General features: G+C 52.5%; 13 protein-coding genes. 7 read left to right on the top strand and 6 right to left on the bottom strand.

The window, feature by feature from the left end; all coding sequences use genetic code 11:
* Positions 1-16: 16 nt before the first annotated feature.
* The 3 genes from HX818_RS01630 to argH form a co-directional block, all read right to left on the bottom strand.
* A complete protein-coding gene (locus HX818_RS01630) occupies positions 17-781 on the bottom strand; it encodes an amino acid ABC transporter ATP-binding protein (RefSeq protein WP_003211502.1) in 765 nt (254 codons plus the stop codon).
* A 24-nt stretch (positions 782-805) separates the two neighbouring features.
* A complete protein-coding gene (locus HX818_RS01625) occupies positions 806-1684 on the bottom strand; it encodes an amino acid ABC transporter permease (RefSeq protein WP_177019354.1) in 879 nt (292 codons plus the stop codon).
* Positions 1685-1822: 138 nt separating this feature from the next.
* Positions 1823-3250 (bottom strand): argininosuccinate lyase, encoded by a 1428-nt coding sequence (gene argH / locus HX818_RS01620; RefSeq protein ID WP_087693115.1) that lies wholly within the window; start codon positions 3248-3250, stop codon positions 1823-1825.
* Positions 3251-3512: 262 nt separating this feature from the next.
* Here argH and HX818_RS01615 point away from each other — a divergent pair, with 262 nt between their 5' ends.
* The 3 genes from HX818_RS01615 (at position 3513) to HX818_RS01605 (ending at position 5393) form a co-directional block, all read left to right on the top strand.
* On the top strand, positions 3513-4472 hold the full coding sequence (locus tag HX818_RS01615; RefSeq protein ID WP_177019353.1) for a LysR family transcriptional regulator: 960 nt from the start codon (positions 3513-3515) through the stop codon (positions 4470-4472).
* A gap of 284 nt (positions 4473-4756) precedes the next feature.
* Positions 4757-4996, top strand: coding sequence for a type II toxin-antitoxin system VapB family antitoxin (gene vapB / locus HX818_RS01610; RefSeq protein ID WP_008432930.1), 240 nt, complete (start codon positions 4757-4759; stop codon positions 4994-4996).
* Entirely contained in the window at positions 4989-5393 is a 405-nt protein-coding gene (locus HX818_RS01605) for a type II toxin-antitoxin system VapC family toxin (RefSeq protein WP_008432929.1), read from the top strand. The genes vapB and HX818_RS01605 overlap by 8 nt, the downstream gene beginning before the upstream one ends.
* Before the next feature lie 41 nt (positions 5394-5434).
* Here the strand turns inward: HX818_RS01605 and HX818_RS01600 are convergent, their stop codons facing one another.
* Positions 5435-6076, bottom strand: a complete 642-nt coding sequence (locus HX818_RS01600) for an HAD-IB family hydrolase (RefSeq protein ID WP_087693117.1) — start codon at positions 6074-6076, stop codon at positions 5435-5437.
* Positions 6077-6351: 275 nt separating this feature from the next.
* The gene (locus HX818_RS01595) at positions 6352-6885 is read right to left on the bottom strand and encodes a Bro-N domain-containing protein (RefSeq protein WP_177019352.1); all 534 of its coding nucleotides are present in this window, start codon (positions 6883-6885) and stop codon (positions 6352-6354) included.
* Positions 6886-7458: 573 nt separating this feature from the next.
* Between HX818_RS01595 and dcm the strand changes: the two genes are divergently transcribed.
* The 4 genes from dcm to HX818_RS01575 all read left to right on the top strand — a co-directional run bounded on the left by dcm (position 7459) and on the right by HX818_RS01575 (position 11768).
* The gene (dcm, locus tag HX818_RS01590) at positions 7459-8895 is read left to right on the top strand and encodes a DNA (cytosine-5-)-methyltransferase (RefSeq protein WP_177019351.1); all 1437 of its coding nucleotides are present in this window, start codon (positions 7459-7461) and stop codon (positions 8893-8895) included.
* A 162-nt stretch (positions 8896-9057) separates the two neighbouring features.
* A complete protein-coding gene (locus HX818_RS01585; protein WP_177019350.1) occupies positions 9058-10269 on the top strand; it encodes a type II restriction endonuclease in 1212 nt (403 codons plus the stop codon).
* Between the two features lie 79 nt (positions 10270-10348).
* Positions 10349-10807, top strand: a complete 459-nt coding sequence (locus tag HX818_RS01580) for a very short patch repair endonuclease (protein WP_371315684.1) — start codon at positions 10349-10351, stop codon at positions 10805-10807.
* 514 nt (positions 10808-11321) lie between these two features.
* Positions 11322-11768: a hypothetical protein gene (locus tag HX818_RS01575; protein WP_218173968.1), complete on the top strand. Its 447-nt coding sequence runs from the start codon at positions 11322-11324 to the stop codon at positions 11766-11768.
* Positions 11769-11853: 85 nt separating this feature from the next.
* Here HX818_RS01575 and HX818_RS01570 read toward each other — a convergent pair.
* Positions 11854-12404: ribonucleotide-diphosphate reductase subunit beta (locus HX818_RS01570; protein WP_177019348.1), on the bottom strand; the 551-nt coding region annotated here is incomplete at its 5' end.

Genomic DNA, 12404 nt, shown 5'->3' with positions numbered 1-12404 from the left:
CTCGTTAGTTTTTTAGTTAAGTGCGAACGGCAGAAATAAAGCTTTGGGTACGCGGGTTTTGTGGGCTTATTAGAATTTCTTCCGGGCTGCCGGCTTCCACAATCTGGCCGGCATCCATAAACACCATGCGGTTGGACACTTCGCGGGCGAAGCCCAACTCATGGGTGACCACAATCATGGTCATGCCGGTGGTGGCCAAATCGCGCATCACCGACAGCACTTCTCCTACCAGCTCCGGGTCGAGGGCTGACGTGGGTTCGTCAAACAACATCAGCTTGGGGCGCATCGCCAACGCACGGGCAATTGCCACACGTTGTTGCTGGCCGCCGGACAACTCCACCGGGTAGGCATTGCGTTTGTCCGCCAGGCCGACGCGGGCCAGCAACTCCAGCGCGTCCTCGGTGGCTTCTTTGGGCGAGCGCTTGAGCACCTGGCACGGGCCTTCGATGATGTTCTGCAACACGGTCATGTGCGGGAACAGATTGAAGCGCTGAAACACCATGCCGGTGGCCAACCGCTGACGGGCGATCTGTGATTCATTCAATTCGTGCAGCTTGTTGCCGACGACCCGGTAACCCACCAGTTCGCCGTCGACCCACAGGCCGCCCTTGTCGATTTTTTCCAGCTGATTGACGCAGCGCAGCAGGGTACTTTTGCCGGAACCGGACGGGCCGATGATGCACAGCACTTCGCCTTGTTCGACTTCCAGGTTGATGTCCTGCAACGCGTGATACTGGTCGTAATACTTGTTCAGGTTCACGGCCTTGACGATGCTTCTCATGGGGCAAATCTCCTCAGTCAGGGCTTACGAACGCTTGCCGGCGCCGCGGGCAAAACGACGCTCGAGGCGGCTCTGACCGAATGAAAGAACAGTCACCACCGCCAGGTACCAGATGCCTGCAACAATCAGCAGCTCCATGACCCGGGCGTTGGCGTAGTAGATGTTTTGCGCGTTGTGCAGCAGCTCCGAGTACTGGATCACACTCGCCAGGCTGGTCATTTTCACCATGCTGATGAACTCGTTGCCTACAGGCGGAATGATCACCCGCATCGCCTGGGGCAGAATCACCCTACGCAGCGCCTGAAGGCTCGGCATGCCGATCGACTTGGCGGCTTCGTACTGGCCGGTGTCCACCGACAACAGGCCGGCGCGCACCACTTCAGCGGTGTAGGCACCCTGGTTGATGCTCAGGCCGAGGAGGGCGGCCACGAACGGCGTCATCAGGTCCACGGTGTCGATGCTGAACAGGCCGGGAATCGCGATCACCGGGAAAATCAGCGCCAGGTTGAACCACAACAGCAGTTGCAGAATCAGCGGCGTACCCCGGAACAGCCAGGTGTAGGTGATGGCCACGTAGCGCAGGATCGGGTTGGCCGACATGCGCATGATCGCCGTGATCACCCCGATCACCACCCCCAGCGCCATCGCCAGGATCGACATGATGATGGTGTTCACCAGGCCCCAGATGATCGCCTCGGACGTGAGGAACTGACCGATGTAGGACCATTCGATCTGGCCGTTGGCGAATGCACGCAGCAAGGCAGCCAGTGCGATCACGATCAACGTGGCAAAAAACATCCGCCCGTAATAGCGACGCGGCACGTGCTCGTACTGGGTGATATCGAACTGGCTCTCGGTCTGCTGGCGCTCGGCTTGCAAGCGCTCTGCCGGGGTTTGTTTCATGGTGACTCTCCAAAACAACTGAATACACTGATCGTTCCCACGCTCTGCGTGGGAATGCAGCAAGGGATGCTCTGCGTCCCCAAAGCGTGACGCGGATCGTCACAAGAGGCATTCCCACGCAGAGCGTGGGAACGATCTTTAAATTCGAAAGCCGGTGTAGTTTTCTGCCCACTTCTGTTGCGCAGCCAGAGCCACCTTCAACCGCCCAATCTGCTCCCGCACCCGATCCGGCGCCGTACCGCCCCAACCACTGCGCGCCGCAATCGCCGCTTCCAGGGTCAGGCACTCACGCACTTGCGGCGTCAGCCGCGTATCCACCTCCGCCAACAACGCCGGCGAGGCTTCCCACAATTCAATTTCATGCTTCTCACAGGCCTGCACCAAGGCACCGGTAATCTCATGGGCCTCCTTGAACGGCACACCACGAGTGGCCAGCCAATCCGCCACCTCAGTTGCCAATGTGAAACCCATCGGCGCCTGACGCCGCAGCTCTTCCACCTGCACCTTCATCGTCGCGACCATCCCGGCCATCGCCGGCAGCACCAGCAGCAACGTATCCACGCTGTCCAACACACTGTGCTTGTCTTCACTCAAATCGCGGTTGTACGACAGCGGCAAGGATTTGAGCGTGGACATCAACCCGGTCAGGTTGCCAATCAAGCGCCCCGCTTTACCCCGTGCCAATTCGGCAATGTCCGGGTTCTTCTTCTGCGGCATGATCGAGCTACCGGTGGCGTAGGCATCGTCCAACTGCACCCAGCGAAACTGCCGCGACGACCACAGGCAAAACTCCTCCGAAAGCCGCGAAATATTCACCCCGAGCATGCCTGCCACAAACAGAAACTCCGCCACGTGGTCGCGACTGGCTACAGCATCAATCGAGTTTTCGCACGGCCCGGTGTAACCCATCTCCTTGGCCGAATACTCCGGCTGGCGCGCAATTGCCGAGCCCGCCATCGCCGCAGCACCCAACGGCGACAACGCCGTACGCGCATCCCAATCCACCAGGCGCTGCACATCCCGCAGCATCGATTGCGCATGGGCCAGCAAGTGATGGGCGAACACAATCGGCTGCGCCTGCTGCAAGTGGGTGAAGCCCGGGCAGATACTCTCGATATGCTGCTCGGCCTGGTCCACCAGCGCCTGCTGCAACCCCAACACCTCGGTGGTGATGGTGCGCGCGTGGTCCCGCAGGAACAGGCGCAAATCGTTGGCCGTCTGGTCATTGCGCGAACGCCCCGCGCGCAACTTGCCGCCCAGGGCGCCCAAACGCTCGGTCAACACCCGCTCGATGAAGGTGTGCACATCCTCGTCATCCAGCGTCGGGTGCAGTCGGCCAGCGGCAAAGTCCTCACCAATCCGGTCCAGCGCTTCCAGGGTGCGCAAGGTTTCCGACTCATCCAGCAACCCGGCGCGCTGCAACTCACGGGCATGGGCCCGGGAGCCGGCCAGGTCGTAGGGCGTCAGGCGAAAATAGCGCTCGGGGCAACGGGACAGCGCCGCCAAAGCAGCAGACGGGCCGGACTTGAAACGAGCACCCCATAGGCGATCGGTGGGCTGAGACATGGTGTTCCTCACGCTTGTTTTTAGAAGTGACAAGCCCGATGGACGTGGCTTGGCCTTATGGATTCGGAGGGCAGTAGCAAAACGAAAAGTCCTGATCGTAGTGTCAGGTTTTTATGGGCGTTAAATCAGCCGGTAAAAGCTGTTCAACCCGCTATATTCAAGGTTGCCAAGGGCGGTTAAGTATGTTCATTATTGCCGCCCGGCGATGTTCATGGAGTAGGTCAAAGCCTGTTGAATATGGCACTTGAGGTCAACACGTATTATGGAAACCCCACTTTCCAATTCTGGAAACATACCGCCAAAACCCGGCACAAGACCGCCCCTGCAACTCAGCGGCCTGGACTTCAAATTGCTGCGGGTGTTCAAGGCTGTGGTCGAAGCGGGCGGCTTCAGCGCGGCGCAGAACGAGCTGAATGTGGGCTTGGCGGCGATCAGCAAGCAGATTTCCGACCTGGAAATCCGCATCGGCATGCGCCTGTGTACGCGAGGGCGGGAAGGATTTGGCCTGACCGAAGAAGGCAAATTAGTCTATCAAGCGTCCATTGAATTATTTGCCTCGGTAGACAGTTTCAGGGACAAGCTTAGTTCGGCACAGAACGAACTGATCGGCGACCTTAGTGTGGGCGTTATTGATAACACCGTCTCCGACGTTAATTCACCGTTGATTAACGCGCTGGGAAGATTACATACAGAGTCGCCAAAAATAAGATTACGCCTACATGCCTCGCAACTGGACGAAGTTGAACGGGGCGTGGTGGAAGGGCGGCTGATTGTCGGCATCGTCCCGGTGTACCAGCGGCGGGAAGAATTCGATTATTTCCCGCTGTACGAAGAAAAGTCCCACGCGTACTGCGCCGTCGGACATCCGCTGTTTGAAACGAGTGACATCAACGCAGATGTGTTGCGCCAGCATGAAGTGGTCAACCATCGTTACGCGATCCACAGCGACAAGGCCAACTTCGTCAGCTACGACAGCCAGTCCGCCTCGGCCTCACAGGTAGAAGCCGTCGCCATCCTCATCCTCACCGGCCGCTTCCTGGGCTTCCTCCCCGAACACTACGCCGCGCCGCTGGTGAAGGAAGGGCGCCTGCGCGTGTTATGCCCGGAGCAGATCCACCTGAGCACAGCGTTCAACCTCATCCTGCGCCACAACGCCCCACGAAGCCCGCTGGTCAAAGCCTTCGCAACGGCATTGGACGTGGATCTGAAAGCGCCAATCTAATCCGCTCATCCAACCCTGAGGACATACAGAGACCCCCTGTGGGAGCTGTCGAGCCCCAGCGAGTCTGTGATGGGATCAACTCGGTCTACCCGCAGACCCTATCCACCCGCATCACCGCCGCAACTTGCCCAACTTCTTCTTCGCATGAAAATGCGCCTCCTGCGCCGCCACCAACAGCTACCTGTTCGGCTACGCTTGTCGGGTAGCTGCTATAGAGCTATGCAATAGAGCATCTGCAAACTATCATTCTTACCTGTCTTCCCATGCCTAGAGAGGTGTTCCTTATGTCTACTGGAACGATCTTCACCAATAACCGTACACAAAATATCCGCATCCCTGCTGATATGCGTTTTCCCGCTGGGGTGAAAACTGTAGAGGTGCGTGCCGTGGGGCGCGAACTGATTATTTCGCCGGTTGAAAACACTTGGGACAGCTTTTTCCTTGCAAGCGAATCGGTATCTGATGATTTTATGGAGGAGCGCGCCGACCAAACCCAGCAAGAGCGAGAGTCCTTTGATGATTAAGTACATGCTTGATACGAACATCGTGATCTACATCATCAAGCGTCGGCCTATGGAAATACTGGAAAAATTCAATGCGAATGTAGGTCGTATGGTGATCTCTTCGATCACCCTTGCGGAACTGATGCACGGGGCCGAAAAAAGCCAGTTTGTTGAGAGAAATACTCGGGCGGTGGAGGACTTCATCTCCCGGCTTGACGTCATTCACTACGATGACAAGGCCGCTTTTCACTACGGCTCGATCCGCTCCGATCTCGAAAAGAAGGGCACTCCAATCGGCGTAAATGACCTGCACATCGCGGGCCACGCCAGAAGCTCAGGATTGGTCTTGGTGACTAACAACGAAGGTGAGTTCAAGCGAGTGAATGGCTTGATCGTGGAAAACTGGATCGCCGCCTAAGGCAGTCAATCCAGCGCACACAGATAGGTCGTCCAGGCGATTCAGCGTTGCTTGATTCGTTTCTTCTTCGCATGAAAATGCCGAAAATGCGCATCCTGCGCCGCCGCCAACAACTCCCGATCCCCGCGCGTATCACCCCAGGCCCTGAGCCGATACTCCCCCAGATCCCCATAAACCGCCTCAAGCCGAAGCACCTTATTCTCACACCGGCAATTATTCCCGGTGAGCTTGCCCGTCAATACTCCGTCAACCACCTCAAGCTCAGTGCCTATCAACTTGATCCCAAGCCGATCCGCAAACGGCTGCAATACCAACGCTGGCGATGCCGAACACAGCGTCACCACGGCCCCGGACTTCACCTCATCGGCCACCGATTGCAGCCCGGTTGGGCGCATCAGCTTGTTCCAATACGCCTGGCAATACGCTTCCGCTTTCTGCTGAACCCACGCCTTGTCCACGCCGGTCATAAAGGTGCGGATCAACTGCGCCTTGAGCTCATCACGGCTAATCACGCGCAACAGAAACTGCGCGCCAGGCACCGCCAGCTTCACCATCCTGCGCACGAACTCGCCTTTACCAAAGGCGAACTTCAGGAACGGCACGAAGCTGTCGTGGTGGGTCAGGGTGCCGTCGAAGTCAAAGACGGAGAGTACTTTGGCATCCAAGGGGCCGGATTCGAGCATGTCTGGGTTCACGGGTGGTCCTTGATCATGTGGAGCGGTTTCTCATAACGTTGTGACTGGCACCCAATGGCTGGGTTCAGGTAAAAAACGGTTATGCATTTAAGATTGGCTAGGGGCAACGCTCTTATTCTTCTTCTGGCAATGATCGAGAGAGTTTACCCGGTCAGGCCTGGGAATGAACGTAGTAAGGCATCCGGCAATGTTACAGAGCGGATTAAGAATGCGCGGTTGATGATCCATCCGCGTATCAGCGCGGATGGATCATCCTTGAGATTTCAGCCTGCGGAGTGGCCCGAAGAATGGAAGTACTCAGCCACCTTCTGCAACCAGGTTCTGCTCACCGGCGCCCGGCGACGAGTCCTGTTGAGCAACAGATAGGGCATATCCCGCAGCCGGATCCAGCCTTCGTCTTGCCAATGCAGAAGACTCAACGACATTTCAGGCCAATCCAGCAAGCTCAACATCGGACGGTCTGCGGACATTGATTGATGTTCATCGCGCAAAGTCGGAACCACTTGATGAGTCAGCCATTCCCGCAGCAGGCGATGCCCGGGCGTGTAGTGGTACACCAGCAATGCATACACGCCGGACTCACTGAGCATCAGCATATTTTCAGGCTGGCCGTGATATCGAATTTCCAGGGTTTGGCGCTGATCCTCATCGAGCTTGCTTACTTTGCGCTCATCCAGATGCAGCCCCATCAGACGACCGAGGTCGCGAGCACAGAACCATGGCTGGTTCTCAAGGAGTAGAGCGTGCAGGTGCAGGTTATGGCGGGTGAAGACAGTAGGCAGGAATGGTTCATGCATGAAACATCTCCGAGCCGGAGCGTGTTTGAGAGATGGTGCAGGTACAGCTAACGTTCTTCGCAGGGACCGCAAAGTATCCAGGCATTTCCGTTACCTCTGGTTGCTTTCTTAGGGCATGCGTTATGGGTGTCGGGAGCTAAGAAACCCACCAGAGACGGGCCGGACATATTCCCCTTTCGGGTCTTGTATTCGCCCACTCCCGACATAACGGGGATTTTTCCACAGGCGTAGAGAAACCGCTGGCGAAAAAAAGCCGCATGGCTGTCGGGTGCGGAGGACCGCTCTGGTTTTTAGAGTTTCTTAGGCTCGGAGCCGAGGTTAGGGAGATTCGGGATGCTGGTCAACCAGCGACTTTTCCTATTCTCGGAAACAAAACGAAATCTGGACAACGGCGCCGAGTAAATTATGCTGTTTTTATATCCAGTGTTTGGTCGCTGATAATCTTCCTTGTTCCCCAAGCCATGTCGGTAAGACTCGTCTCATGGATTTCAGGAAATTTCATTTACTTTGAAATTTACAGGGATAGAATGGTGATCATTCGTCACAGCTTTGACCCAGAGGAATTTCGGGCTCATGAATCTTTTTGAAACAGCATCTTTTGAATCCTTGGGCGAAACGACCTCTGGCTCCCATGAATCTGATACTCATCCTGTGACTGACTTGGCACTGCTGCACAAGCTGCTGGAGATCTACGATCAAGGGCAGCTTGCCGAAATTCTTAACGACGTCAGCCCCACGCATTGGTGCCGTGAAACGATAAATCGCTGGGTAAAAGGTAAGGCCTCGCCAAAGCTCTCCCATATTGAGTTCACTCGTCTGGAGGAGCTGTTACCCAAGCGCTTGAACCACAAACCTTCCTTTACCTTTATCGATCTTTTCGCGGGTATCGGCGGTATCAGAAAAGGGTTCGAAGCTATCGGTGGCGAATGTCTGTTCACGTCCGAATGGAACAAGTACGCAGTCAAAACCTACAAGGCCAACCACTTCTGTGATCCGGTTCGTCATCGCTTCAATCTTGATATCCGTTCGGTCACGCTTTCTGACAAGCCTGAAATCAGTGATGAGGAAGCTTACAAGAATATTAATCGCGAAATCCCTGATCACGATGTCCTATTGGCAGGTTTTCCATGCCAACCGTTCTCGCTTGCAGGTGTTTCCAAGAAAAACTCCTTGGGGCGCAAACACGGTTTTGAATGTGAGACTCAAGGGACTCTGTTTTTCGATGTGGCGCGGATCATTGCCGCCAAGCGACCGGCCGCGTTTCTGCTTGAAAACGTAAAAAACCTGAAGAGCCATGACAAGGGTAATACCTTCCGAATCATTTGCGAAGCGCTGGATGAACTGGGCTACGAGGTTGCAGATGTAAATGCGCCGAAGGGTTCAGACCCGAAGGTCATCGATGCCAAGCACTTTGTGCCGCAACATCGTGAGCGGATCGTTCTGGTAGGTTTCCGTCGTGATCTCAATGTTCACCAAGGATTCACATTGCGTGACATCAGCAAGCACATACCGAAGCAGCGACCTAGCTTCGGTGATCTGCTTGATAAAGAAGTAGACGAAAAATACATTCTTACGCCGAAACTTTGGAATTACCTCTATCGATATGCCGAGAAACACCGTGAAAAGGGCAATGGTTTTGGTTTTGGTCTGACGCGTCCTAACGATGTAGCCCGTACGCTTTCCGCCAGATATCACAAGGACGGTTCGGAAATCTTGGTTGATCGCGGATTTGTGGATAGCCTGGATTTCAACAGTGAGCTAAATCAACTCAATCGTCCGCGTCGATTGACTCCACATGAGTGCTCGCGACTCATGGGATTCGACAAGCCGGGAGAAAGCAAATTTGTGATTCCTGTGTCCGATACTCAGGCTTATCGTCAGTTTGGTAACTCGGTGGCCGTCCCCGTTTTTGAGGCCGTGGCTCGGCTGATGAAAGATCGCATTCTGGCTGCAAAGGAAAAAGCTGCTGACGAGGAGCGTCCACAACTGGAATTTTCTCTTCCTGAATGATGAGTCGCGTCACTTTCGCTCTCTCGACGAGTTGATGAATAAAGACCTGAGCAATGTGGCAGGTCTTTTTTTATCCCCCTCCACTGAGGCTTTTCTCAGAAAGGCAATTCTGCGAATCTGTCGGAAATATTTTCATTCGACAATTTTTCAGTGGCCTACCCCATGACAAACCTCTCCCAATGGATTGAAGACAAGAATCAAGATGAATGGTGGATATTCATCAAGCGGCTTTCAGCAAACGACACAGGACTTACAGGGGGGAACGGAGTCGGTATTTATGTGCCCAAAGCTGTTGTGGCTACCGCATTACCGTCCATTTCGAGCACCTGTTGTCTGAATCCTGACTGCAGTCTCACGGCACAGATCACCTCACATAGTCTTCCGGAGCAGACGCTAAGAGGTATTTACTACAACAACCGCCATTTCGATGGGGTGGGTAAACGAAACGAACATCGATTGACGAGATGGAATACAGACTTCAGAAATAGTCCCGTGCAAGATCCCGAGAATACGGGAGCATTAGCAATCTTTGCATTTCACGTGCCCCATCTGGGTCAGGATTCCGAGTTTCTGGATATTTGGATATGCAAGGGTTTGGAGGAGGAAGAATTTGTTGAAAATAAGATTGGCGAAGTAATTCCTGGTAGCTCGCTTTTTGACAGAGGGGACAGACTGTTCGCTGGTTTCGCTGTTAGGTCAGATAAAGAACCTAGCCATGTTGTAATTCCCCCACTCTGGGAGGATAGATTTCCAAGTGGCGAGGAGATTATTGCCTATCTTTCCTCAGTATTTTGTTTTAATAAGACGACGCCGGATGAACTAATCCTCGAGCGGCGTGATCACGAATACAAGTTGTTCCGTCAAATTGAGGAGCTTCATACTCTGCATCGGGTTCAGAAGGGATTCAGTTCCGTTGACGATTTCATGCAGGTAGCAAACTCGGTCAGTAATCGACGTAAGTCGAGGTCTGGAAGATCGCTGGAGATACATCTTGAGCATGTTTTTAGAGAGTTCGGGATTCAAGCCTTTAGCACGCAGTGTAGAACTGAAGGTAACAAACGGCCCGATTTTATTTTTCCTTCATGCGCCGACTATCATGACCTGAAATTTCCTCGGCAGAGTCTGCGCATGTTGGCTGTAAAAACTACATGCAAAGACCGCTGGCGCCAAGTTTTAAATGAAGCCAATAGAGTAGAAGTAATTCATCTATTTACGCTTCAGGAGGGCGTTTCTCCTCATCAGTTTTCGGAGATGAAGGAAGCGAAAGTCAAACTGGTGGTTCCGAAGCCATTGCATACGAAATACCCTGACGAGGTGCGGGATAAGCTTATGACGTTGAACGATTTCATAGTGGAGACCAGAACAGGCCGCTGAGGTAGCTAAGCTTGGATTACTGCAAGAACAGCGTCGCATATATTAGCGTAGATATCACTGATGAAGTAGGTGCTGAATGATAGATATTGTAGACGGTGTGACAAGATCTCGAATGATGGCTGGTATTCTTGGAAGGAATACGAAGCCGGAATTAATCGTTCGGCGTTATCTCCACGCTTGTGGTTACCGATACAGACTTCACCGTAAGGATTTGCCTGGTAAGCCTGACTTGGTATTTTCTAAGTATAAATTGGTTATATTTGTTCATGGGTGTTTTTGGCATCGTCATGCAAACTGTGTGTACGCAACCTCTCCTGGTAGTCGTCGTGATTTTTGGGAGGAGAAGTTAAATGGGAATGTCTCAAGGGATCAGAAGCAAATCTCCCTTTTAAATGCGAAGGGTTGGAGGGTTGTTGTTGTTTGGGAGTGTGGTTTGAAGCATTTGTTAAATGAATTGAGTTTTTTGAATGAAATGATATTAAATTTAGACGAGGCTTTACAAGAGTGGCCAGAAAGTCCCCCTAAATCAGCTCGTTAGCTATAAGGTGTAAATTGATGTTGTATGTTTGGGTTTTTATGATGCGAGTACGTGATTTGTTTTGTGTCTGGCCGTGAGTCTATAAAATGCGTGGGGCTAATATCTTTCATTGCCGCTAATGCTGTGAGTAGATGGTTCGTTAATTTTGTGCAGCCAGAAAATGTGAACTCAAATAATTTATGTAGATAGCTTAAGCAAGCTCTTGTGAAAAAAAGTACACTATTTTCGAATTTATTTACTTGTTGTTTGCTGCTTAAATTCACGCACGCCGCGCCTGCCAAGTTTTGTTTGAAGTATCTTATCCCTTTTCAGTCAGAACGTACCGTATGGGCTGAGCGTGCGTGACGCTATGAATGTCGTTGAACTCTGGACGGAACTCTCATTAATTCATTTTGTAAATAATACACTTTTTGAGTCGGCGTTGATTGCGGTCTAGGGATTGGCGTGGTAGCTATATAGTGGCGTTTCTTCTCGGCTCATGGTAGTCTTGGTTTTAGCGCTATTGGAAGGATGTTTGGCAGCTCTTTTTTTCTCCAGTGTTTTTTATAAAAATTGCAAAGGGGCGATTATGAATTTTGGTGCTGTTAGGTTTAAAGTATCATGCCTTAAAACACTCACTGCAGTCGAAGCTGATCCTGATAGGTCTAATCAGCATGAGTTTAATGGTGTAAAGGAGCTAAAGTATTTATTCGGAGAAAAGAGATTTTCCGCGGCGGCTACCTTTTCTGTAAGAGGTTCCGCTACAAGTTGCGAAACTAGCATAACTTGGTACGACGCTCGCGAGGCTCATCCTTCTCGCACGGAGCATAGACTCTATTTCAAAACTAATATAGTTATGGAGCAGGCTGAGGAGGGTGATAATATTGTCGTAGGTTATGATACTAACGATAGACTTAATTTTGTTTTGCTTAAAAAGCAAGCACCCGATCATGTTGTTCATAATTCTTGGGCAAGGCTTTAATGTGTAAGTGTCTTTGTCTGTTTGTTTCTGGCTTTAAGCTCTCAATAAAAAAGCCACCCGTTTTAGGTGGCTTTTTTACTCTCTATCAATCCCAGCTCAACGCCCCACCAGTCTGATACTCAATAACCCGAGTCTCAAAGAAATTCTTCTCTTTCTTCAAGTCCATGATTTCGCTCATCCACGGGAACGGGTTGGTGGTGCCTGGGTATTCTTCTTTCAACCCAATCTGCGACAAACGACGGTTAGCGATGAACTTGAGATAATCCTCCATCATCGCCGCATTCATCCCCAGCACCCCACGTGGCATGGTGTCACGCGCGTATTCAATCTCCAGCTGAGTCCCTTGCAGGATCATCTGGGTCGCTTCTTCCTTCATCTCGGCATCCCACAAGTGCGGGTTTTCGATTTTGATCTGGTTGATCACATCGATGCCGAAGTTCAGGTGCATCGACTCATCCCGCAGGATGTACTGGAACTGTTCCGCCACGCCGGTCATTTTGTTGCGACGGCCCATGGACAGGATCTGGGTGAAGCCGCAGTAGAAGAAGATACCTTCCAGTACGCAGTAGTACGCCACCAGGTTGCGCAGCAGCTCTTTATCAGTCTCAACGGTGCCGGTTTCGAACTTCGGATCGG

This window comes from Pseudomonas sp. F9001 (genome assembly GCF_013385435.1).
Lineage (GTDB): Bacteria > Pseudomonadota > Gammaproteobacteria > Pseudomonadales > Pseudomonadaceae > Aquipseudomonas.
The sequence above is the reverse complement of the archived record's forward strand: the minus strand, read 5'-3'. Positions and strand labels throughout refer to the sequence as shown.